The 22362-nt window shown below is 69.9% G+C and carries 20 protein-coding genes and 1 tRNA gene; 11 read left to right on the top strand and 10 right to left on the bottom strand.

What is annotated here, in order from left to right; all coding sequences use genetic code 11:
- Positions 1–96 precede the first annotated feature (96 nt).
- Genes IE157_RS06895 through IE157_RS06885 form a run of 3 tightly spaced genes read right to left on the bottom strand, consistent with a single transcriptional unit; the run spans position 97 to position 2087 of the window.
- The gene (locus IE157_RS06895) at positions 97–714 is read right to left on the bottom strand and encodes an energy-coupling factor transporter transmembrane component T family protein (RefSeq protein ID WP_193519519.1); all 618 of its coding nucleotides are present in this window, start codon (positions 712–714) and stop codon (positions 97–99) included.
- On the bottom strand, positions 711–1454 hold the full coding sequence (locus IE157_RS06890) for an energy-coupling factor ABC transporter ATP-binding protein (RefSeq protein WP_318281367.1): 744 nt from the start codon (positions 1452–1454) through the stop codon (positions 711–713). Before IE157_RS06890 ends, IE157_RS06895 begins: the two co-directional genes overlap by 4 nt.
- Positions 1455–2087 (bottom strand): biotin transporter BioY, encoded by a 633-nt coding sequence (locus IE157_RS06885; RefSeq protein ID WP_035962026.1) that lies wholly within the window; start codon positions 2085–2087, stop codon positions 1455–1457.
- A 347-nt stretch (positions 2088–2434) separates the two neighbouring features.
- Here IE157_RS06885 and IE157_RS06880 point away from each other — a divergent pair, with 347 nt between their 5' ends.
- On the top strand, positions 2435–4033 hold the full coding sequence (locus IE157_RS06880) for an ABC-F family ATP-binding cassette domain-containing protein (protein WP_193519518.1): 1599 nt from the start codon (positions 2435–2437) through the stop codon (positions 4031–4033).
- Positions 4034–4160: 127 nt separating this feature from the next.
- Here the strand turns inward: IE157_RS06880 and IE157_RS06875 are convergent, their stop codons facing one another.
- From IE157_RS06875 to IE157_RS06860, 4 genes are all read right to left on the bottom strand, one after another.
- Positions 4161–5270 carry an alcohol dehydrogenase catalytic domain-containing protein gene (locus IE157_RS06875; protein ID WP_193519517.1) on the bottom strand — a complete coding sequence of 370 codons (1110 nt, stop codon included), beginning with the start codon at positions 5268–5270 and terminating at the stop codon, positions 4161–4163.
- A 110-nt stretch (positions 5271–5380) separates the two neighbouring features.
- Complete coding sequence (locus tag IE157_RS06870) at positions 5381–6355, bottom strand: SURF1 family cytochrome oxidase biogenesis protein (protein ID WP_193519516.1); 975 nt, start codon at positions 6353–6355, stop codon at positions 5381–5383.
- A complete protein-coding gene (locus IE157_RS06865; RefSeq protein ID WP_259864962.1) occupies positions 6355–6807 on the bottom strand; it encodes a hypothetical protein in 453 nt (150 codons plus the stop codon). Before IE157_RS06865 ends, IE157_RS06870 begins: the two co-directional genes overlap by 1 nt.
- Before the next feature lie 57 nt (positions 6808–6864).
- The gene (locus tag IE157_RS06860) at positions 6865–7284 is read right to left on the bottom strand and encodes a DUF3099 domain-containing protein (protein WP_193519515.1); all 420 of its coding nucleotides are present in this window, start codon (positions 7282–7284) and stop codon (positions 6865–6867) included.
- Positions 7285–7496: 212 nt separating this feature from the next.
- On the opposite strand from IE157_RS06860, the gene fabG reads away from it, so the two are divergent.
- The 3 genes from fabG (at position 7497) to IE157_RS06845 (ending at position 9254) form a co-directional block, all read left to right on the top strand.
- Complete coding sequence (gene fabG / locus IE157_RS06855; RefSeq protein WP_162230155.1) at positions 7497–8222, top strand: 3-oxoacyl-ACP reductase FabG; 726 nt, start codon at positions 7497–7499, stop codon at positions 8220–8222.
- Between the two features lie 43 nt (positions 8223–8265).
- On the top strand, positions 8266–9021 hold the full coding sequence (locus IE157_RS06850) for an SDR family oxidoreductase (protein WP_162230154.1): 756 nt from the start codon (positions 8266–8268) through the stop codon (positions 9019–9021).
- A gap of 147 nt (positions 9022–9168) precedes the next feature.
- A tRNA-Leu gene (locus IE157_RS06845) sits at positions 9169–9254 on the top strand.
- A 73-nt stretch (positions 9255–9327) separates the two neighbouring features.
- Here the strand turns inward: IE157_RS06845 and IE157_RS06840 are convergent.
- Complete coding sequence (locus IE157_RS06840) at positions 9328–10110, bottom strand: VTT domain-containing protein (RefSeq protein ID WP_162230153.1); 783 nt, start codon at positions 10108–10110, stop codon at positions 9328–9330.
- 178 nt (positions 10111–10288) lie between these two features.
- Here IE157_RS06840 and IE157_RS06835 point away from each other — a divergent pair, with 178 nt between their 5' ends.
- The 5 genes from IE157_RS06835 (at position 10289) to IE157_RS06815 (ending at position 16249) form a co-directional block, all read left to right on the top strand.
- Entirely contained in the window at positions 10289–12520 is a 2232-nt protein-coding gene (locus tag IE157_RS06835; RefSeq protein ID WP_193519514.1) for an MMPL family transporter, read from the top strand.
- A 110-nt stretch (positions 12521–12630) separates the two neighbouring features.
- The gene (serB, locus tag IE157_RS06830) at positions 12631–13560 is read left to right on the top strand and encodes a phosphoserine phosphatase SerB (RefSeq protein WP_193519513.1); all 930 of its coding nucleotides are present in this window, start codon (positions 12631–12633) and stop codon (positions 13558–13560) included.
- 66 nt (positions 13561–13626) lie between these two features.
- Entirely contained in the window at positions 13627–14409 is a 783-nt protein-coding gene (locus IE157_RS06825) for an ABC transporter ATP-binding protein (protein ID WP_193519512.1), read from the top strand.
- A 9-nt stretch (positions 14410–14418) separates the two neighbouring features.
- A complete protein-coding gene (locus IE157_RS06820) occupies positions 14419–15324 on the top strand; it encodes a sulfite exporter TauE/SafE family protein (RefSeq protein WP_193519511.1) in 906 nt (301 codons plus the stop codon).
- Between the two features lie 94 nt (positions 15325–15418).
- Positions 15419–16249: a TrmH family RNA methyltransferase gene (locus IE157_RS06815; protein ID WP_318281366.1), complete on the top strand. Its 831-nt coding sequence runs from the start codon at positions 15419–15421 to the stop codon at positions 16247–16249.
- Positions 16250–16602: 353 nt separating this feature from the next.
- Here IE157_RS06815 and IE157_RS06810 read toward each other — a convergent pair whose 3' ends face one another.
- Positions 16603–18540 (bottom strand): S8 family serine peptidase, encoded by a 1938-nt coding sequence (locus IE157_RS06810; RefSeq protein ID WP_318281365.1) that lies wholly within the window; start codon positions 18538–18540, stop codon positions 16603–16605.
- Positions 18541–18799: 259 nt separating this feature from the next.
- Positions 18800–19060, bottom strand: a complete 261-nt coding sequence (locus IE157_RS06805; RefSeq protein WP_035962003.1) for a type B 50S ribosomal protein L31 — start codon at positions 19058–19060, stop codon at positions 18800–18802.
- A gap of 150 nt (positions 19061–19210) precedes the next feature.
- Between IE157_RS06805 and IE157_RS06800 the strand changes: the two genes are divergently transcribed.
- Positions 19211–21241 (top strand): hypothetical protein, encoded by a 2031-nt coding sequence (locus tag IE157_RS06800; RefSeq protein ID WP_193519509.1) that lies wholly within the window; start codon positions 19211–19213, stop codon positions 21239–21241.
- Positions 21242–22306 carry a lipoyl protein ligase domain-containing protein gene (locus IE157_RS06795; protein WP_098053408.1) on the top strand — a complete coding sequence of 355 codons (1065 nt, stop codon included), beginning with the start codon at positions 21242–21244 and terminating at the stop codon, positions 22304–22306.
- The last annotated feature ends 56 nt before the right edge of the window (positions 22307–22362 follow it).

Here is a 22362-nt window from a genome sequence, read left to right as displayed (position 1 = left end):
GGAAGCATAGGGCCCCACCGGGGCAACCGCATGGTACGGGGCCGTGGCGCCGCGTCGTGGCGCGTCGGACGGCCTCCGCGTCGCGTGCGCGGGGGCTCACTCGAGTCCGCGCGCGGCGAGCGCCTCCCCGGTGCGGTGCGCGTAGTCCACGGTCGCGATCACGGCCGGTGTCACGAGCTGCACGGGGGACGGGCGCACGGTGCGTGCCGCGGCGGCGTCGCGCAGCCCGGAGAGCACGCCGAACAACCAGGGCACCGAACGGATCATGAGTGAGACCGCGAGCCCCACCCGCTCGGGGTCCACACCCAGCCGGCGCAGCGGCGCGCACAGGGTGACCAGGCCGTCGATGAGTCGGGGCAGCGGTGTGGTGGTGATGAGCAACCGGGTGATCGCCACGACAGCCAGCAGGGAGAGCACGACGTCCGCCGCCCGCGCCGGGCCGTTGGCCACGAGGTGGTAGAGAATCAGCACGCCCACGAGGAGCAGGAGTGGGCGCAGGGAGCGGACCCACCGCCGCAGCCCCAACCCGCAGGCCGCGGACACCACCGCGCTGAGCGCGAATGCCGCGAGGGACACCGGCCACGCGCGCACGGCCATGATCGCCACGCACGCGCCGAGCAGCACCACGGTCTTGAGCCACAGGGGACTGCGATGCAGGATCGAGGTCCCCGGGACGTACGTGCCCAGCAGGTCGTCGGCGCGCGACCTCCTCACGCAGTCTCCCCGGGGAAACCGTGCGCGCACCACGCGCGGTACCGGGGGAGCACGAGCTCGGGCGGACCCTGATCGAGGATCCGCGCCTCGTGGACCACGACCACGTGCTCGGCGCTCTCGGCGAGGTCGAGGTCGTGAGTGCTCACAAGTTGCTGCTGGGGTAATCCGTCCAGCAGCTCTCGCAGCTTGAGGCGATTGCGCAGGTCCAGCAACGTGGTGGGCTCGTCCAGGATGAGCACCCGGGGTTCCACGGCGAGCACGGCGGCCAGCGCCACGAGCTGGCGTTCCCCGCCGGAGAGGTCGAACACGCTGTGGTGTGCGCGGTGCTCAAGCCCCATGCGGCGCAGCCAAGACAGAGCCTGCTCAGAGCGTTGCACCCGGTCCGGGACGCGACGCCGCAGGGACAGTTCGATGTCCTCGAGCGGTGTGGGCATCAGGATCTGGGAGGCCGGATCGGTGAACACGAACCCCACGAGCGAGCGGGCCTCCCGGGGGAAGGCCACGGGGTCCACGCTGCCCGTGAGCACCACGCCCGAGGTCGGTGTCACGAGCCCGTTGAACAGCCGCAGCAGCGTGGACTTGCCGGAGCCGTTGAGCCCGACCACCGCGGTGCGCGGCGCGGTGAACTCACACGTGACCCGGTCCAGGACGGTCACGGGACCCGCGGGTCCCTCCGCCGTGACGGTGACGTCCGCGCAGTACAAGGGCTCGGGGGAGCCCGGTCGTAGTGCGGGCTGCACTCAGAGGACCGCCCCGGCCATCCGGGGGAAGGCACGGTGCACGGCCACCGCAATCAGGGCCGCCACGAGTGCCTTAACCAGGTCACCGGGGACGAACGCGAGATCGGTGAGCAGCGCCGCCCGAAGGGACAATCCCGCGGTGAGCATCATGCCCACGATGCCCATGACGTGGGAGAGCACGAGGCCAGCGAGCGCCGCACCGAAGAGTGTGATCACCAGCCCGCCACGGCGTTCGGGGGCGGCGGAGGTGGAACCCGCGCGGCGTCGTACGCGTTCGGCGCGCACGCTGCGGTGGGCGAGTGCACCCACGAGGGCGGCGGCGAACGGGAAGGAGAGCAGATAGCCCACGCTGGGCCCGCCCAGGACGGCCGGTCCGCCCACGAAGCCGGCGAACACCGGGACGCCGAGCAGACCCACGATCACGTACAGCGCCAGGGCGGCGAAGCCGCGGCGGCTCCCGAGGATCATGCCGGTCAGGTACACCCCGAGGGTCTGCAGTGTGATGGGCACCCCGAGCGCACCCACGGGGATGGCGGGAGCGAGCGCGAGCACGCACGTCAGCGCGGCGAACACGGCGATGTTGGCCAGGTCGAATGAGGTCACGGTGCGGGTGTCGCGCGCGGGTGCTGTCATGGTCCGCAGTCTAGTGGAGCCCGGTGGTATGGGCCGACGGCGCCCGCCCACCCTCGCTCGCCCGACCGCTCCTGCTCATCCGGCGGGTCACACGGCCCGTGCACCGCGCCGGCACCTCACGGGACGACGCTGCATGGGTCGCGGGTGCCCCGCGCGCCGGCAGCGCCCGCTCATCGAGTGGATTTGCGACCGTGAGTAGACTGGTGCGGGATCCCGCAGCGACGGGGTTTCTGTCTGTCCCGGGTGCGTTCATCCGGAGCGATCCACGAAGCGCCGCATGCCGAGCACGGTGTGCGGCGTCGTCCCGGGACCACTCGCTCGACCGCCCCACGAAAGGCCCTGCACCGTTGATCACCGTCACGAACCTCGAACTGCGCGCCGGCGCGCGATTGCTCATGGACGAGGTGAACTTCCGGGTGGACAAGGGCGACAAGGTGGGCCTGGTCGGGCGCAACGGGGCTGGCAAGACCACCATGACCAAGGTGCTCGCGGGGCTCACGCTCCCCGCCGCGGGTGAGGTCACGCGGTCGGGATCGATCGGGTACCTGCCGCAGGACCCCAAGGTCGATGACATGGACCAGCTGGCCCGGGACCGCATCCTGTCTGCGCGTAACCTCGCCGGTGTGATCACCAAGCTGCGCCGCGCGGAGGAGGAGATGGCCTCCGAGGACGACGCCGTGCGGGCCAAGGCCATGCGCCGCTACGACCGCCTCGAGTCCGAGTTCCTGGCCGGCGGCGGCTACGCCGCGGAGTCCGAGGCCGCGACCATCACGAGCAACCTCAACCTGCCCCAGCGCGTGCTCGACCAGCCGCTGCACACGCTCTCCGGTGGTCAGCGCCGCCGTGTGGAGCTCGCCCGGATCCTGTTCTCGGATGCGGACACCATGCTCCTGGACGAGCCCACCAACCACCTGGACCACGACTCGATCGTGTGGCTGCGTGAGTTCCTGCGTTCCTACCAGGGCGGGGTGCTCATGATCTCCCACGACGTGGACCTCATGGAAATGGTCGTGAACAAGGTGTTGTACCTGGACGCCAACCGTTGCGTGGTGGACGTGTACAACATGACGTGGAAGAACTACCTCCAGCAGCGCGACCAGGACCAGGCCCGCCGCAAGCGTGAACGCGCCAACGCGGAGAAGAAGGCCGGGGTGCTCATGGACCAGGCCAACAAGATGCGCGCCAAGGCCACCAAGGCCGTGGCCGCCCAGCAGATGATCCGCCGAGCCGAACGGCTCATGGCCGGGATCGAGGGTGAACGCGTGCAGGACAAGGTCGCGGCCATCCGCTTCCCCAAGCCCGCCGATTGCGGCAAGACCCCGCTCATGGCCAAGGGCCTGTCCAAGTCCTACGGCTCACTCGAGATTTTCACCGATGTGGACCTCGCGATCGACCGCGGTTCCCGCGTGGTCGTGCTCGGGCTCAACGGCGCGGGCAAGACCACGCTGCTTCGCATGCTCGCGGGCCAGGCGGACCCGGACACCGGCGAAGTGGTCGCGGGTCACGGCCTGAAACTCGGCTATTTCGCCCAGGAGCACGACACCCTGGACACCGATCGCACCGTCCTCGAGAACATGAAGAGCGCAGCGCCCGAACTGCAGGACACCCAGGTGCGCACGATCCTCGGTTCGTTCCTGTTCCAGGGCGACGACGTGGACAAGCCCGCCGGGGTGCTCTCCGGCGGTGAGAAGACGCGACTGGCTCTCGCGACCCTCGTGGCGTCGTCGGCGAACGTGTTGCTGCTGGACGAGCCCACCAACAACCTGGACCCCGCGTCCCGGCGGGAGATCCTCAACGCGCTGCACAGCTACGAGGGCGCCGTGGTCCTGGTCTCCCACGACGAGGGCGCGGTGGAGGCGCTCGAGCCGGAGCGCGTGGTCATGCTCCCGGACGGCGTGGAGGACCTGTGGAGCCAGGACTACCAGGACCTCATCACTCTCGCGTAGTCGCGCGCGGCGTAGCGGGGCGCGGTGCCGGGACCGCTACCGCGGTGCCCCCGGCTGCGCGCACCGTGCGGGGACGACGGCGTGCGGGGACGACGTCGCGCGAGGCCGGCATCAGGCGGGGCCGGGCTCAGTCCTCGAACAGCACGACCTGGCGCACCGCGCGCCCCTCGGCGAGCTCGTCGAGACCCTCGTTGATCTGCTCGAAGCCGATCCGCTGGGAGATCAGCTCCTCGATGGGAAGCTTCCCCTCCCGCCACAGGCCCAGGTACACGGGGATGTCCCGCGCGGGGACCGCCGAGCCCAGGTAGGACCCCACGATGGTGCGCGCCTGGGCGGTGAGCCCGAGCGGTGCAATTGTGGACCGAGCGTCCGGGGAGGGTAACCCCACCGTCACCGTAATACCCCCGGGCGCGGTCGCCGAGACCGCCGTCTCGAACGCGCGGGGGTGGCCCGCGGCCTCGATCACCACGGCGGCCGTGATGCCCTCCTCGGCCAGCTCCTCGGGGGAGTACACGGCGCTCGCCCCGAGTTCGACGGCGCGCGCGAGCTTCTGCGGATTGGCGTCCACCCCGATCACGGGCCCCTTCTCGAGGGACACCGCGGTGAGCAGTGCGGCCATCCCCACCCCGCCCAGACCCACGATGAGCACGGTGTCGCCGTCCGCGGGCCGGCCGGCATTGATCACGGCCCCGCCGCCCGTGAGCACCGCGCACCCGACCACCGCGGCGATCTCCGGGGGCACGTCCTTCTCCACGGGCACGACCGACTGGCGGTTGACCACCGCGTGGGTCGCGAAGCCCGAGACCCCCAGGTGGTGGAACAGCTCGTCGTCCCCGCGGTGCAATCGGCGTTCACCCCCGGGCAGCAGCCCGGCATCGTTGCTGCGGGAACCCGGCCCGCACGGCAGCTTCCCGTCCGTGGCGCATTGGTCGCACTCCTCGCAGCGGGGTAGGAACACGGTGGTGACCTGATCACCCATGGCGATGTCCGTGACGCCCTCACCCACCGCCTCCACGATCCCGGAGGCCTCGTGACCCAGGACCATGGGCGTGGGACGCACGCGGTTGCCGTCCACCACGGACAGGTCCGAGTGACACAGTCCCGCCGCCCGGACCCGGATCAGCAGCTCGCCCGGACCGGGGTCCGCGAGCTCCACCTCCTGGAGGCGCAGCGGGTGGGACTCGGCGTACGGGCGCGGCAGCCCGATCTCCTCGAGCACGGCGGCGGTGATCTTCACGGCGACTCCTTCATCACGGGTGACACGTCCGGCCCCGGTGAACCGGCCGCGTCCCGTGGGACGGGCCGCCCGCGCCACGATCGGTCACGGATCCTCGTTCGGTGCCGCTCTCAGTGTCGGTGCTCGGCCTCGAGTGCGTCCAGCAGGGCGTCCTCCTCGTCCTCGGTGCTCACCCCGGTGGAGGCACGGCGCCGCTTGGGCCGGTACAGCGACTTCAGGTGCGCCGGCATGTCGTCGGCCATCTGCAACTGCCGGATGATCAGCGACTCGTCCATCTCCCCGATGTAATTGCCCTCGGCGTCGTAGTACTGCGCCAAGCGGCGTTCCACCTCCGCGGCGTACGCCCGATCCCACTCCAGGTTCTTCACGTGCTGACGCGCCGAGTACCCGTACGCCACGAACACCAACACCGCGAACGCGTACCACTGGAGCGAGTACGACAGATGCGGGCCGTACTCGATCGCCGGGCGCTCGCCGGCCTGCGGGGTCACGTCCGCGGGCGGATCCTCGGCGATCAGTTCGCCGTACCCGCCCGTGGCCAGGGCGCCGCCCCACTGCTCGGCGAAGGCCGGCAGGTCGATCGAGGCTGCCTGCCCCTCGGGCGCACCGCGATCCACGGTGCCCTCCGTGGGGCGCAGCCGGGCGGTCACGGTCACGGTCCCGGACGGGGGAGGGGGCACCGCGGAGGGCATCCCGTTCGCGGAGTCGTCCGTGGGGATCCACCCGCGGTCGATCGCGATCACGGGTCCCTCCACGGTGCGGAACGGGACCAGGACGTCGTACCCCACGCGCCCGTCGTGCGGGCGGTTGCGGATCAGCACGGTTTCTTCCGGCAGGTACGTGCCGCGCAGTTCCACGGGGTGCCAGGTCCGCGAGTCGTCGTAGTCCTGGAACAGGGGAATGCCGCGGGCGGAGTCGTAGGCCGGAGCGTCGTAGTTGTTGCTGATCTTGGCGTTCTCCGCGACCAGGTGGTCGTTGCGGGACATCTGCCAGTGGGCCAGGTAGAGGCACAGCACCGCGGCCACGCAGCACAGCGCGAACCAGCCGAGCCACGTGGGGGTGCCCAGGAACTTGTACTTGCGCATCAGTGCGTGCGCCCCGATCCCTCGGATCGGACGACGCCGCTGTCCCCGCCCTCGGCGCGGCCGTCACCCGCGCCGGGCTCGTGCGAGGAGTCCGTGTGCGGTGAATCCTCGCCCGTGGGATCCCCGGGTGAGGTCCGGGACGGGGAGTCCTGGCTCGCAGCGGCGTCGGGCGTCGCGTCATCGGGGGCCTCGAACGGGGTGATCGTCTTCAGGAAGCCGCGCTGGCCCAGGAAGTCGGCCAGGTGTTCCCGGTGCTCGTCGCACGCGAGCCACGCCTTGCGGCGCTCGGGGGTGTGCACGCGGGGGTTGTTCCACAGCAGGGTCCACTGCGCGGGACGCGAACAGCCCCTGCGCGAGCACACGGCCTCGGGGGCCGCCGCGCGGGGGCGGGGTGCGGCGTCGTCGGGCGCGGGGCGTTGCGGGTCCAGAGAGCCGAGCAGATCGAATCCCACGGTGAAGAAGTCCTCCCGGAAATCGTGCGGTGCGGTGGGCGCGGGGGCGGGCCCGCTTCAGTTGCGGCGCGTGGCCGCGCGGGGCGGGGGCAGTTCGCGCTGCGGGGGCGGGACGGTGTACTCCCCGTCCACGACCACGGTCTCCGGATCCGGTGCCCGCTCCTGCGTCTCCGTCGTGGTGGGCAGCTCGGTGCGCGTGGGCGGGCGGTACGCGGAGCCCGAGCGTTCGGAGCGGTCCGCGCCGCGGTTGGCCATCATGACCGCGAGCCACGGCAGGATCGCGGCACCCAGCACGAGCAGGATCCGCGCGATCAGGTTGTCGATCAGCACCACGCCGATGATGCACACCACGCGTAGGGCCATCTGGAAGGAATAGACCTTCATGCGGTGCGCCATGTCGGTGGTGTGCGGATCCGCCGCCGAGGTGATCGAATGAACCTCGGTGGAACCATGCGACTGCGGCTGGGAACGTGACATGGGAACCGGTCCTTCGGCGAACGATCTGGGGGTGTACCCGCGGGGCGACACTGCCACGGCTGACTGTGAGCGTACTGACCATTGTCTCACCGTTGTGTGTGGCGCCCAAGCGGGGGATGTCCGCCGGTCAGAGGCCGGTTAGGATGCTGTGATGTCTTGATACGAGGGTGCGCTTCCCCCGCCGCGCCCGCCCCTCCACGGAAGGTTCCACCATGTCTGACCAGTCCTCCGCCGCTCGCACCGTGCTCGTCACCGGAGGCAATCGAGGTATCGGCCGCGCGATCGCGGAACGGTTCATCGCCGCCGGGGACAACGTGGTGGTCACCTCGCGCTCCGGTGGGGACGGGCCCGACGGCGCGTACACCGTCCAGGCGGACGTCACCGACTCGGCGTCCGTGAACGCGGCCTTCAAGGAGATCGAGGGGAAGTTCGGTCCCGTGGAGGTGCTCGTGGCGAACGCCGGGGTCACCAAGGACACCCTGTTGGTGCGCATGAAGGAAGCCGATTTCCAGGACGTGATCGACACCAACCTCACCGGCGCGTTCCGGGTGGTCCAGCGAGCGACCAAGGGGTTCATGCGGCTGAAGCACGGCCGGATCATCTTCATCTCGTCCGTGGTGGGGTACACGGGCGCACCGGGTCAGGTGAACTACGCGTCCTCCAAGGCCGGCCTGGTGGGCATGGCCCGCGCCGTGACCCGCGAACTCGGTTCCCGCGGGATCACCGCCAACGTGGTGGCCCCCGGTTACATCGACACCGCCATGACCCAGGAGCTCTCCCACGAGGTCAAGGACAACTACCTGTCCATGATCCCCGCCCAGCGTTTCGGGCACGTGGAAGAGGTCGCCGGAGCGGTGGAATACCTTGCCTCCGACGCCGCGGCTTACGTCTCCGGCGCTATCATCCCCGTAGACGGCGGGTTGGGCCTGGGGCACTGATCCCACCGATTTCCGCACCCGCACCCCTCGAAGGAGAAACCGCATGAGTTCAGTGGCAGGCAAGACCGTGGTCATCACCGGATCCTCGCGAGGGGTGGGCGCGGACACCGCCAAGATCCTCGCCGGTGAGGGCGCCAACGTGGTGGTCAACTACCGTCAGAAGGCCCCCCGGGCCAACAAGGTGGTCAAGGAGATCACGGAGGCCGGCGGCCACGCGATCGCCGTGCAGGCGGACATCACGGATGCCGAGTCCCGCGCGGGCCTGTTCCGTGCCGCCGTGGACGAGTTCGGTGGCGTGGACGTGCTGATCCTCAACGCCTCCGGGGGCATGGAGACCGAGATGGGCGAGGACTACGCCCTGCGGCTGAACCGTGACGCCCAGAACGACACCCTCACCGAGGCCCTGCGAGTGCTGCCCGAGGGTGGCCGCGTGGTATTCGTCACGAGCCACCAGGCGCACTTCATCAACGACGTGGAGACCATGCCCGAGTACGAGGCCGTGGCCAAGTCCAAGCGCGCCGGGGAGGACACCCTCACCGCGCGTGTGCCCGAGCTGCAGGACAAGGGCATCGGCTTCGTGGTGGTCTCCGCGGACATGATCGAGGGCACCGTCACGGCCACGCTGCTCAACCGGGCCCGCCCGGGAGCCCTGGACGAGCGCCGCGAGGCCGCCGGCAAGCTCTACACGGTCAACGAGTTCGCCCAGGAGATCGCCGCGATGGTCACGGCGGACGTCCCCACCGGTCACGTGGAACTCGTGGGCGGCGCGGAGGACTTCCTGGCGCAGGCCGGTCAGTAGTACCCGCACCGGACCGTGCTCCCGCGGGGTGCACGGTCCGGGCGCCGGTCCAGTTCGAACGGACCGCGCAACTGTGGTAGGTTTCTTGTCGTTGCCACGGGCCGAGAAGGTTTCCGGGAGATCGGAAACGCCGCGGTTCGGACATCTGCGCGGGTGGCGGAATAGGCAGACGCGCTAGCTTGAGGTGCTAGTCCTCGTATTAGAGGGTGGGGGTTCAAGTCCCCCCTCGCGCACACGATTCGGGAAGCCCCCGATCCGGAGACATGAGTTCCGGGTCGGGGGCTTTTCGCATGCCCGCCCGTGTGGTCAGGTATCCGCACTACCCTCCGCGGATTCTTCCGCTCGGCGGTTCTGCGCGGCCACCGAGCGCCAGCGGCGGAACGCGATGATCGTGGCCACCACGCTCACCAGGCACGCCACGCCGAACACGATCAGGTGCGGCCACGTGGGATCCGTGACCAGCGCCCCCAGCCCCACGAGGGCCACCTGTCCGGGGATCACGGTCAGGGCACTCGCGGAGAGGAACACGCTCTGGGGGATCCCCAGCGCACCGCATCCGTAGTTGACCGGCCAATAGGGGATCCCGGGGGCCAAGCGCAGCGTCGCTACCGCCTCGAAGCCCGCGCCCGTGAGGTAGTTCTCCACGGTGTCCGCGTGCTTGCCCATGATCTTGCGGGTCGTGTGTTTCCCGAGTCCCCGGGCGAGCCAATAGCCACCCCAGCCGCCGATCAGCGCGGCCACGACGGAGAACACGCTGCCCAGGGTCGCACCGAAGAGCACCCCGGCCGTGACTGCCATGATCGTCACGGGGATGGGCGTCACCGCCACGATCGCGTAGATGAGGATGAACACGAGCCAGCCGGCCCAGCCGTAGCCGTCGATCGTGGCCTCGAGTTCGGCCTGGCTCGGCAGGTGCACGGTGAACGCGAGCCACACCATGAGCACGAGCACCAGGATCAGTGCGGCGTTACGGGCCCACGTGACCCAGCTGCTCATCGAGTCGCCGTCGTCCGGGCCGGAGGATGCGCGCGACGCCTCCCCGGTCGAGGAGTCGTCCGGGGAGGGTTCGGGGTGGAAACGGGTGGCCACGGGCACCCACTGTACGACCAGCATCCACGGGCGGGCGTTCGTGGCCCCCGATGACCGCGAAGGTGACGGGTGTAACCCCTACGATGGGAGCAGCTGCCCGCAACGCGGCGTCGTCATCGGAATCGGCCCCGCGAGGGCACGACCGGTGACCCCCGCACCGAGACCCCACAGGTGAGAGATGCCCAGTAGCCCCACCCGCCCCGTCCCCGAGCCCGCAGATGACGCCAAGAGCGTCGGTCCGGAGGCGGGCGGGAAGCGGCCGGGATGGGTGCGATGGCTGATCCCCGTGGTGCTCGTGCTCGCGTGGCTGGGGGTCATGGGCGTGGGCGGGCCCACGTTCGGCAAGCTCTCGGACGTGGTCTCCAACTCGCAGGCGGACTTCCTGCCCGTGGACTCGCAGGCCACGCAGGTCCAGGACCGGCTCGGGGAGTTCCAGGACTCGGACGGGGTGCCGGCCATCGTGGTCATGGAGTCCGAGGACGAGATCACGCCGCGGCAACTGCGCGCGATCGGGACGAACGCGCAGGCCCTGGGTGAGATCAAGGACGTCCTGGAGGTCTCCCCGCCCATCCCGAGCGAGGACGGCAAGGCGGTGGAGATCATCGCCCTGGTGAGCTCGGAGGCGGACACCGGCACCGTGGTCGAACACCTGCGGGAGCGACTGGCCGAGGACACCCCCGAGGGACTCTCGGTGGCCGTGACGGGTCCGGCGGGACTCGTGGCGGACCTCTCGGCGGCGTTCGCAGGGATCGACGGGCTGCTGCTGATCGTCGCGCTCGTTGCGGTGCTCGTGATCCTGGTGATCGTCTACCGCTCGCCGCTGCTGCCGTTCCTGGTGCTGCTCACGAGCGTGGCGGCGCTGTGCGGGGCGATCATCACCGTCTACTTCCTGGCCCGGCAGGGCTGGATCGATCTCAGCGGGCAGACGCAGGGGATCATGTCGATCGTGGTGATCGGTGCGGCCACCGACTACGGGCTGCTCTACACCGCGCGGTTCCGCGAGGCCCTGCACCACACGCCGTCGCGCTGGACCGCGACCCGCATGGCTTGGAAGGGCACCGTGCCCGCCGTGCTGGCGTCCGGGATCACGGTCATCGCGGGTCTGTTGTGCCTGCTGTTCTCCGCCCTGACCTCCAACCGCGGCGTGGGCCCGGCCACCGCCATGGGTGTGGTCTTCGCGATCCTCGCCGGTCTCACGCTGCTGCCGGCGCTGCTCGCCCTGTTCGGCCGGGTGGCCCTGTGGCCCAAGATGCCGCGCGTGGACGAGAACCCCGAGACCCACGAGCAGGCCATGAACCCCTACGACCACAAGGGCCTGTGGCCCGCGGTCGCGCGCCTCGTGGACCGTAGGTCGCGCGCTGTGTGGCTCGTGTGCGCCTTCGTGCTGGGGGCCGCCGCCGTGGGCGCGAGCCAGCTCGACGCGGACGGCGTCCCGCAGTCGGAATTCGTGTTGGGGGAGTCCGAGGCGCGCGACGGTCTCGCGGTCATCGAGCGTCACTTCCCGGGCGGCGCGGGGGATCCCGTGTACGTCCTGGCCCCGCAGGAGGACGCCCAGGCGGTCGCCGAACGGTTGTCCCAGGACGACGACGTCGCGTCCGTCGCGTTCACCGCCCAGGACTCCCCGAGCGGGACCCTGCCGTACCCCACGCCGCAGGGCGGACCCCTGGCGAACGCAGAACCCACCGTGAGCAACGGGGACGTGCTGATCCAGGCGACCCTCACCTACGCGTCCGACTCGGAAGAAGCCCAGGCCACGGTCACCCGGTTGCGCGACGACCTCGCCGGGATCACCCCCGACGCCAAGATCGGCGGGACCACCGCCGTGCAGGTGGACACGATCGCCGCGTCCGAACGCGACCGTGCGCTGATCATCCCCATCATCCTGGTGGTGATCCTGCTCATCCTCATGGTGTTGCTGCGCAGCATCCTGATGCCCGTGCTGTTGATCGCCACCACCGTCCTGTCCTTCGTCTCCGCGCTCGGCGTGGCCACCCTGGTATTCCACCTCATGGACATCAACCAGGCAGACCCCACCGTGCCACTGTTCAGCTTCGTGTTCCTCGTGGCGCTGGGGATCGACTACAACATCTTCCTCATGAGCCGCGTGCGCGAGGAAGTCGTCACCGCGGGCCACCGCAAGGGCGTGCTGGCCGGACTCATCACCACCGGCGGGGTCATCACCTCCGCGGGCATCGTGCTGGCCGCGACGTTCGCCGCGCTGGCCGTGCTGCCCATCCTGTTCCTGGTGCAGCTGGCCATCATCGTGACGATCGGCGTGCTCATGGACACGATCATCGTGCGCTCGCTGCTGGTGCCCGCCCTGGCCCTGGACATCGGCCCCCGCTCGTGGTGGCCCTCGCGCGTGGGCACCCCCGGGAAGCACCGCGCCCTGCCGACGACGCCGCGCTAAGCCTTCCTAACGCCGCACGGCTTACGTGCCCGCGGCCCGGGAACGGGCCGAGCGGCGTCGTGCCGGTGCCTTCTTTGTGCGCGCTTCCGCGGGGCCGATAAACTGCGACCATGTCCCAGAACTGTGCTGTCGTCGCCCTGGCCGTGTCCCCGGAGGACGGTGCCACCGAAGCCGTCCTCGACGCCGTGGAACGTGCCGGTGCCGTGGTCGAGACGCACAACTGGGTGCGGGTCACGGGGACCGCGTCGGACGGGCAGGCTGCGGACGTGGAGGGCTACAACGCCCTGACCGTGCGCGTGCAGACCGAGGACCCGCAGCAGTTGCGCCGCGCCTTGCAACCGGACCCGCAGCGGCAGTTGCTGCCGGGGATCGACCTCAACGTGGTGCCGCACACCTGGTTCGACCAGTCCCGCAAGAAGCTCGTGGTGCTGGACGTGGATTCCACGCTCATCCGCCAGGAGGTCATCGAACTGCTCGCCGCCCACGTGGGCCGCGAGGCGGAGGTCGCCGCGGTCACGGAACGCGCGATGCGCGGTGAGATCGACTTCGCGGCGTCCCTGCGCGAGCGCGTGGCCGTCCTGGAGGGACTGCCCGCCTCGGCGATCGACGACGTCGCTGCCGCCGTACGGCTCTCACCCGGAGCCAAGGTGCTCGTGCAGACCCTGCTGCGCGAGGGACACGCGGTGGCCGCGGTCTCGGGCGGCTTCAGCCAGGTGCTGGACCCGCTCGCGGCGCACCTGGAACTCACCCGCGCGGCCGCTAACGAGCTCGAGGTCCAGGACGGCGTGCTCACGGGACGCGTGGCTGGGCGCATCGTGGACCGCGCCATGAAGGCGGAGGTCATGGGGCAATGGGCCCAGGAATTGGGCGTGGCACCGGAGGACGTCATGGCCGTGGGGGACGGCGCCAACGACATCGACATGGCCCGCGCAGCCGGGCTGTCCGTGGCGTACCGGGCCAAGCCCGCGCTGCGGGAGGTCGCGGACACCCAGGTGAGCATCCCCAACCTGGACGCCCTGCGCTTCTTCCTGGATCTGTGACCGAGCCGGGCTGCCACGGAGCGCCGGACCGCGAACCGGCGCGCGCGGGGCACTAGAGTTGCCGTCATGAGTTCAGTGCTTGATCTGGTGGACGTCACGGTGGTCCGCGGCGAGAAGACCCTGTTGGACGGCGTGAACTGGACCGTGCGGGACGGGGAACGGTGGGTCATCCTGGGCCCCAACGGCGCGGGTAAGTCCACGCTGTTGTCGATCGCCGCCGCCCGGTTGCACCCCACGCGCGGCATGGTGGACATCCTCGACGAGATCCTCGGCGCGGTGGACGTCTTCGAGCTGCGCCCGCGGATCGGTGTGAGCTCCGCACCCCTGGCCGGTCAGATCCCGCATGCGGAGACCGTGGCCAACGTGGTGCTCACCGCGGCCTACGGCGTCACGGGGCGCTGGCGCGAGGAGTACGACGACGCCGACGTCCAGCGCAGTGAGGAACTGCTCGAGGCCTGGGGCTTGGGGACCCTGCGCGAGCGCACGTACGGCACCTTGTCCGAGGGCGAGCGCAAGCGTGTTCTGATCGCCCGCGCCCTGATGACCGACCCCGAACTGTTGTTGCTCGACGAACCCGCCGCCGGTCTGGATGTGGGCGGGCGCGAGAAGCTCGTGCAGCGTCTCGATGAACTCGCCCGGGACGAGGCCGCCCCGGCCACGGTCATGGTGACCCACCACCTCGAGGAGGTCCCGGACGGGTTCACCCACGCGCTGTTGCTGCGTGAGGGTGCCATCGTGGCAGCCGGTCCGGTGGCGCAGGTGATGACGCAGAAGAATCTCTCCCACACCTTCGACATGCCCCTCAAGCTGGTGCGCGTGGCCGATCGTTACGCGGCGTTCGCCCGCTGATCCGCCTCCATGCTGACACTGTCTTCCGCCATGGTCCCCGCGGAGTTCTTCGGTTCCGGCGGGACCGTGGGCTTCGAGTGGTGGCAGGTGCTGCTGATCCTCGTGGCCGGGTTATGGGCCGGGACGATCAACACCATCGTGGGGTCCGGCACGCTCGTGACGTTCCCGGTGCTCGTGACCATGGGGGTTCCCCCGGTCACGGCGTCCATGTCCAACGCCATGGGGCTGATCGCCGGTAACCTCACCGGCGCGTGGAGCTACCGCAGTGAACTGCGTGGGCTGACCCGCACGCTGTTGAAACTGCTGCCGTGCTCGATCCTGGGCGGTGTGATCGGCGCTTCCCTGCTGCTGCACCTGCCCGAGGAAGTCTTCGGTGTGGCCGCGCCCGTGCTGATCGTGGTCGCGCTGCTGTTCGTGGTATTCCAACCCACGCTCCAGGCCAAGGTCCGCGAGCGCAAGGAACGTCAGGCCCGGGACGCCGCGGCCGGCGGCCTGGATGCCCCGCAGGCGGGGGAGACGGCCACGGACACCGAGGCCGTGGACCGGTCCAAGCAACCCTTGATGTTGTACGTGCTCGTGTTTTTCGCAGGCATCTACGGCGGGTACTTCGTGGCCGCGCAGGGCGTGTTGCTCGTGGGCATCCTGGGTGTGTTCCTGCTGGCCCCGCTGCAATCGGCGAACGCGGTCAAGAACGCCCTGGTCGCGGCGGTGAACATCGTGGCGGCGGTGTCCTACGTGCTGCTCGCATTCGACCGGATCAACTGGTGGGTCGTGGTGTTCATCGCCCTGAGCTCCACTCTGGGGTCGTGGCTGGGCGCCAAGATCGGTAAGCGGCTGTCCCCGGTGGCGCTGCGTGCCGTGATCGTGGTCCTCGGTCTCGTGGCGCTGACCAACATGGTTTCCCAGTTGTTCTGACCCTTCCTCGTCCCCCCTCCTGTCGTCCGACGGGTCCCGTTCTTCCGAAACCCAGTCCGTTCAAAGCCTTGTTCCTCCGATTCCCAGGATGTCCGTGAGCACTCCCGCGCCCCTGTCCGAACGCATCGTCCCGCTGACCGACCCCGCGGACCCGCGCGTGTCCGACTACACGAGCCTCACGGACGTGGCCCTGCGGCGTCGGCTGGAACCCGAGCGCGGGCTCTACCTCGCGGAATCGTCCAAGGTGCTGCGGAGAGCGCTCGACGCCGGCCACCGGCCGCGCTCGTTCTTTATGGCCGAAAAGTGGGTTGAGGGGCTGCGCGACGTGCTCGAACGCTACGACGTGCCCGTGTACGTGGGCTCCGACGAGGTGCTCGAGCAGATCACCGGGTTCCACCTGCATCGCGGCGCGATCGCGGCCATGCAGCGCCCCGAGTCCCTCGAGCTCACCGAGGTCCTCGCACGGTCACGGCGCGTGGCGATCCTCGAGGACATCGTGGACCACACCAATGTGGGCGCGATCTTCCGTTCCGCCGCGGCCCTGGACGTCGACGCCGTTCTGGTCACCCCGCGCTGTGCCGACCCGCTCTACCGCCGTGCCGTGCGGGTGTCCATGGGAACCGTGTTCCAGGTCCCGTGGGTGCGCCTGGAGCACTGGACCGCGGATCTGCAGCAGGTCAAGGATGCAGGGTTCCTCACGGCGGCCCTCGCCCTGTCCGACGACGCCGTCACGGTGGACGAGCTCGCGGCCGAGCACCCGGAGAAGTTGGCGTTGATCCTCGGGACCGAGGGCCAGGGGCTGAGCGCGGCCACGCTGCATCACGCCGAGCGGCACGTGATCATCCCCATGAGCCACGGCGTGGACTCGCTCAACGTGGCCGCGGCGAGCGCGGTGGCGTTCTGGGAGACCCGCCCGCGAGGGTGACCGTCGCGATTTCGTCCGGGTGCCATCCTGGCCCATCTTGCTGCCCCGCACCGCATGTCCACCCATGAACTTCCAGGCACCCTAAGGCCACCCACGAGTTTCTGGGCACCCCGAGGCCATTCGCGGGGGTCTTTCGTGGCCTCGGAGTGCCTAGGAGTTGCCCGGGTGTCCTCGGAGTGCCTCGGAGTTGCTGGACGGCGCGGTGGTAGCTGGGAGCTGCGCGAGGCGCAGAGGTGGCAGTGCGCCGTCGGCGGATAAGGGCTGGGAATGACCGCAGGGCGGTTCCCCGGGAAGGGAACCGCCCTGCGGCGTTGTCGATGTCCCTCACGTGGGAGGGGCGACCGGGGGAGGGGTCAGCGGGTGGTCCACACGCCGCGCTGGGGGGTCCAGTGGGCGGTCACGCCGTTGGAGAAGCGCTGGAGCACCTCGCCGCCGCTGCGGTACTCGTCCGTGACGGGCCAACCCCATCCGCGTTCGAAGCCCGCGCGTTTCCACGCGCCACCGATCCCGCCGGTCTCCTTCACGGCATGAGGGCCCGTGGCGGGGGTCCACAGCACCTTGGTGAGCGAGGACCCGTTGCGGAAGAGCTGGTAGGCGCCGCCGGGGACCCGGCGCTCGTCCGAGCTGGGGTACCCGTAGCCGCGCTCGCGGCCGGCGGCGATGAACCTGGAACCGATGGCCGTGGGGTTCTCCACCACGTAGGCGCCCGTGGAGCGGCTCCAGTAAATGGTGGTCTTGCGTCCGTTCTTCACGAACTCCTGGTAGCGACCACCGTTGGCGGCGTTGGCCTCGTTCATCACGGGGTTGCCCCACTTGGCGGCGCCACCGGTGGCACGCCACTTGGAACCGATCCCACCCGCGGTGGTGTAGGACGCCTGGACGGTGGTGCGAGGCGTGACGGCGCGCACGGCGGCGGCGGGGTCCAGGTTGAGCGAACCCAGCGGGCCGCTCGCGGTGGAGGTCAGCAGCTGCTCGATCCGCGCGGGCGTGATCCCGGGGTCCCGCTGCTTCATGAGCGCCACGGTGCCGGAGACCAGCGGGGTGGCCATCGAGGTCCCGTAGAGGTTGCCGTAAGTAGGAGCACCCGGGACCGTGGTGCCGGAGTTGAAGGTGGAGAGCATGGGGTTGGCGGCGGTCCCGCCCGGGGCCAGGATGTCCACGACCGCGCCGGTGTTGGAGTAGCCGGCGGTGTAGCCCGTGGTGTCCGAGGCGCCCACCACGATGGTGTTCGCGCAGTTGGCGGGAGCCGTGCCACCGGCGTTGACCGAGTTGTTGCCTGCGGCCACGACCACGGGGACCTTACGGCTGACCGCGGTGTTGATCGCGTTTTGCATCGTGGTTCCGCACTGGCCCGGGTAGTTCAGGGACAGGTTGATCACGGACGCGGGATTGCGGTTGGCCGGCTGTCCGGCCACGGGAGCACCCGCGGACCACGAGATGCCGTCCGCGATGTCCGAGACCCACCCGTTGGTGCACTTGCCGAGCACGCGCACGGGGAGGATCTTGGCGCCGGGTGCCGCGCCGCTGATCCCCGCCCCGTTGTGGGTCACACCGGCGGCGAGACCGGCCACGTGGGTCCCGTGCCACGAGGAGTTGCGGGCTCCGGCGGAGCACTCGCCGGGAGCACTCCAGTCGCCCTCGTCGCGGGGGTTGGCGTCACGCAGGTCGTAGTCTCGGGAGAGGTTCGTGTCGTTGATGAAGTCCCGTCCGGGCACCACCTTGGAGTCCAGGTCCCCGTGCGGGGTGATCCCGGTGTCCAGCACGGCGATGGTCTGTCCGTTGCCGCGGGACATGTCCCACGCGGCGGGGAAGTTCACGCCGCCCTGCTGGGGGAGCAGGCTCCACTGGAACTGGGTATAGGTGTCGTTGGGCACCCAGGACACGGAGGCGAGCCGGTCTGCTTCCGCGTATTCGACGGCGGGATTGGCCTCGATCTCGCGCACGAGGTCCTTCTGCTCGGACTCGTCCAACTCGCGGTCCAGTTTGATGACGTCCGCTTGCGCGGTGGTCTGCTTGACGTGTTCCTCGACCTCGGGGGTCTTGGTGTCACCCAGTGCCTGTTGGGCGGCGGTGTCCACGACCTTCTCCTTGGCGGCCTCCGGGGCCGCCGTGTCGCGGAACTTCACGATCACGCGATCGGATTCGGTGGGCGGATCGGAGGGCACCGTGGCGGCGGGGGCGTCCGGGCCGGCGGCCGGGTTGGTGGGCGCGGCCACGGCGGGTTGTGCGGTCAGTGCCAATGCGGCGGTGACCGCGAGAGGCAGGACCGCGCGGCGCACCAAGGCGCCCATGGAACCAGTCGACGGGGGAGTTGTGGCAGGGGGCAGGGGGGAGTGCAGGTGTGCAGAACTCATAGGTGGGGGAGACCTTTCGGTGGTCCCGGCACGAAAGAGGGGGGAGCACCGGAACCTGGGGGGATAGAGCCTCGACCATCCTAGGGGAGAGATCACATTTTGATGACGATTACATGTTTCATGTCGTCACGTGCCCGCACACGACGACGCCCGGCCCACCGAAAGGTGGACCGGGCGTCGGGGGAGAAGTTCGGACTTACTTGCCGGACTTCCCGAAGTTCGCGAACCGCTGGTTGAAGCGCTCCACACGGCCGGCGGAGTCCATGATGCGCTGCTTGCCGGTGTAGAACGGGTGCGACTCGGAGGAGATCTCCACCTCGATGATGGGGTACTCGTTGCCGTCCTCCCACGTCTCCGTCTTGGAGGAGGTGGCGGTGGAACGGGTCAGCACGACCTTGCCGGACGCGAGATCGCGGAACAGGACCGGGTGATAATCCGGGTGAATGTCAGCCTTCATGGTGTCAACCTTCTGTAGGTGCCTGGATTTTGCCAGGCACGGCGTTGCTCGGATGCGGCGCACCCGAACGTGGGCACACCAACGCACCATGATACGCCCGCAGCGGCGCACAGTCGATCCGGGCCGCGCGCACCCCGCTAGACTGGGCCCGTGAGGACCTCCCCCCGCCCTCCCGTCACCCCCGGGCGCACCGCACCGTCACCCGATCCGTCCCGTTCGTCGCAGACCCCCGCGCTCTCCGGGCCGAGCACATCGTCCCTCCCACACCGCACGCTCCCGGTACGACGCCGCGCGCTCGCCGTCCTGAGCACCGTCCTGTTGTGCGCGACCGCCTGCGCGGGACCGCAGCCCGACCCGTCCGCAAAGCCCGCACCCGAGCCCACCGGACCCGTTCCCGGGGTGGTCCGCAATGCGCCGTTGCATGCCGTGGACCCGGGCCTCGTGGCGGCCGCCCGGGACCTCCCCGAGACCTATCCGGGCAGTGCACCCCGCAAGGACGATCCCACCGCGCGGGTGACGCTGGGCCGGACGAGTCCCGGGGACGAGGACTACCGGCACGGTTCCGTGGGGCTGTCCTTGGAGTCCACGGATCTGGCGGACCCTCGGTTGGGGGAGGACAATCACGACCTCATCTCGATCCTGCAGTCCCTCCATGAACCGACCCTGCGCTTCGGTGGCAACTCCACGGACCGGCGCTTCTTCTTCACCTCGACCGACGAACCGATCCCCACCAATTGGCCCCTGAACAAGGGGGAGAAGATCACGAAGGTCACCCCGGCGGACCTGGAACGCGTCGCGGCACTCGCGCACCGCACGGGTACGTCCGTGATCCTGAGCGCCAACCTGGCTCGCTACGACCCGGACCGGGCAGCGGATCTGGCCGCACACGCGCGTGCGGCGTTCGGGGACCGGCTCGTGGGGCTGATGATCGGTAACGAGCCCAACGGGTTTCACCGGGGCTCGGACGATCCCCTCAACGTCAAGGGACCGGAGTGGAACCGGACGGTCTACGCTCGTCAACTCACCGCCTACGCCCGCGCGGTGCACCGGAAGGTTCCGCACCTGCGCATCGTGGCACCGGGGGCCTATTCCGATCCGTGGTGGGAAGTCGCCGCCGAGGCCCCGGGCACGGCTCCCTTCGCGCTCGCACTGCACCAATACCCACTCTCCGAGTGTGGGACGCGGTGGGCCCGGCAGAAGCCCACGGTGACCAACGCGGTGGCCCCGCAGACCCGCGAGCGCGTGGACGCCCTGGTCTCCCGCGCCCGCTCCGTGGCGGACGAGCACCGCGTACCGCTGTGGATCACCGAGACCTCGCTGTCCTCGTGCCCCGGCGGGAACCAGATCACGGAGACCCTGGCCGCCGCCGTCTACCAGGCCGACTACTCCGTCCGGGTCCAGGCGCTCGCCGCGGAACGGGTCACCGCGCACTCGTCCCTGGGCCCGTGCCACGGTGGCCCGCCCATGTCCCCGCTGTGCTCGGACGGCACCGTGGGCTCGCCCGGCGAACGCTTCGGGCTGCGCGCCAACGGCCTCGCGCTCGCGTTGATCGCGAGCATTCCGCAGGGCACCATGACTCCGGCGCGCACCGGGTCCGAGGACCTCACGGCGTTCGCGGTGACCCACGCGGACGGGAGCACCTCGCTCGTGCTCTCCGACTTCCGGGACCCGGCCACCGCGGGCCCCCGCACCACCACGGTCACCACGCCCGGGCCGGTGCAGCGCGTCACGCAGTCCCAGTTGCGCGGCGGCTCGTGGCGCGCCACCGCTCCGGTGCGCGGCGCCGCGGACGCCCCGGGCTCACCCGACGGCGCTACAGCCGAGGAGCAGGCGACGGACGACGCCGCACCGGGGGCGACGTCGTCGTACCCCGCGGACCCGCGCGTGCACCTGAGCGTGGAGAACGCACTACGCTCCTCGGCCGACGGCGCGGTGAGCGTGGACGGCTACGGCCTGCCCATCACCCCGCCCGCCGACCGACCCGAGGTCGCTGGGGTGCGGTCGGGAGCGACGTCGTTCGCGGTTTCGCTGCCCGCCGGCACCACCACAGTGCTTACCATCGAGACGGAACACGCCACGGCCCGGCCGAGCGCCACCGCGTCGCCCTCCGGGGACGGGACCCCCACCCCGAAGGCCACACCGGGGGTGCCCCGGGCCACCACACGCAGCGGAGGTCAGTGAATGAACACGACGAGCGCACACGGGGAGTACAAGGTCCCCGGCGGGAAACTGGTGGTCGCGGACTTCGACGTCACGGACGGACACCTGGAGAACGTGTCCATCAACGGGGACTTCTTCCTGGAACCGGACGAGGCGCTCGCGGACATCAATGCGGCTCTGACCGGTCTGGCCGAGGACACGTCGCCGCAGGACATGGTCAAGCGGATCGAGGCGGCCGTGCCGCGCGACGCCGTGCTGTTCGGCTTCGACGCACGCGCCGTGGTGATCGCGGTGCGCCGCGCGCTGGACCGGGCCACGAGCTGGTCCGATCACGCGTGGGAGGTGATCCCCGCGCAGGTGCGCCCCACCCTCGAGAACCTCGCACTGGACGAGGTTCTCGCCAAGGAGGTGGGCGCGGGACACCGCCATCCCACGCTGCGGATCTGGGACTGGGACGAGCCCGCCGTGGTAATCGGATCGTTCCAGTCCGTGCGCAACGAGGTGGACCCGGAGGGGGCCGCGCGTCACGGGATACAGGTGGTACGCCGGGTCTCCGGGGGTGGGGCCATGTTCATGGAGGCCGGTAACTGCATCACGTACTCGCTGTACGTGCCGCAGACCCTGGTGGACGGGATAAGTTTCGCGGATTCCTACCCGTTCCTGGACGCGTGGGTCATGCAGGCCTTCGCGGACCTGGGGGTCGAGGCGTTCTATGTACCACTCAACGACATCGCCACGCCCCAGGGCAAGATCGGGGGAGCGGCGCAGAAGCGCTTCGCCAACGGCGGGATGGTGCATCACGTGACCATGAGTTACGACATCGACGCCGAGAAGATGACGGACGTGTTGCGCATCGGCAAGGAGAAGCTCTCGGACAAGGGCACCCGCTCCGCGAAGAAGCGCGTGGACCCGTTGCGACGCCAGACGGGGCTGGCCCGCCGGGACGTGATTTCGGCGCTGACCCGCACGTTCACGCAACGCTACTCGGCCGGTGTTGGTAAGGTCTCAGACAGCGAACTCGCCGCCGCCCGGGAGCTGGTGGAGCACAAATTCGGGACCGAGGGATGGATTCACCGCGTGCCGTAGGTACTATGTGCGATAGCAATCAACGGCTCCGCTGACCGACGGCCCGCCCCCCCCCC

This window comes from Kocuria marina (genome assembly GCA_014652975.1).
Lineage (GTDB): Bacteria > Actinomycetota > Actinomycetes > Actinomycetales > Micrococcaceae > Kocuria > Kocuria marina.
Note: the sequence above shows the minus strand (reverse complement) of the source record. Positions and strands in the feature narration are given on the sequence as shown.

Excerpts from the sequence above, each read along its gene's own strand:
- IE157_RS06885 (WP_035962026.1), bottom strand. The coding sequence starts at position 2,087 with ATGACAGCACCCGCGCGCGACACCCGCACCGTGACCTCATTCGACCTG.
- IE157_RS06870 (WP_193519516.1), bottom strand. The coding sequence starts at position 6,355 with ATGCGCAAGTACAAGTTCCTGGGCACCCCCACGTGGCTCGGCTGGTTC.
- IE157_RS06860 (WP_193519515.1), bottom strand. The coding sequence starts at position 7,284 with ATGTCACGTTCCCAGCCGCAGTCGCATGGTTCCACCGAGGTTCATTCG.
- fabG (WP_162230155.1), top strand. The coding sequence starts at position 7,497 with ATGTCTGACCAGTCCTCCGCCGCTCGCACCGTGCTCGTCACCGGAGGC.
- IE157_RS06850 (WP_162230154.1), top strand. The coding sequence starts at position 8,266 with ATGAGTTCAGTGGCAGGCAAGACCGTGGTCATCACCGGATCCTCGCGA.
- IE157_RS06835 (WP_193519514.1), top strand. The coding sequence starts at position 10,289 with ATGCCCAGTAGCCCCACCCGCCCCGTCCCCGAGCCCGCAGATGACGCC.
- serB (WP_193519513.1), top strand. The coding sequence starts at position 12,631 with ATGTCCCAGAACTGTGCTGTCGTCGCCCTGGCCGTGTCCCCGGAGGAC.
- IE157_RS06825 (WP_193519512.1), top strand. The coding sequence starts at position 13,627 with ATGAGTTCAGTGCTTGATCTGGTGGACGTCACGGTGGTCCGCGGCGAG.
- IE157_RS06820 (WP_193519511.1), top strand. The coding sequence starts at position 14,419 with ATGCTGACACTGTCTTCCGCCATGGTCCCCGCGGAGTTCTTCGGTTCC.
- IE157_RS06810 (WP_318281365.1), bottom strand. The coding sequence starts at position 18,540 with ATGGGCGCCTTGGTGCGCCGCGCGGTCCTGCCTCTCGCGGTCACCGCC.
- IE157_RS06805 (WP_035962003.1), bottom strand. The coding sequence starts at position 19,060 with ATGAAGGCTGACATTCACCCGGATTATCACCCGGTCCTGTTCCGCGAT.
- IE157_RS06795 (WP_098053408.1), top strand. The coding sequence starts at position 21,242 with ATGAACACGACGAGCGCACACGGGGAGTACAAGGTCCCCGGCGGGAAA.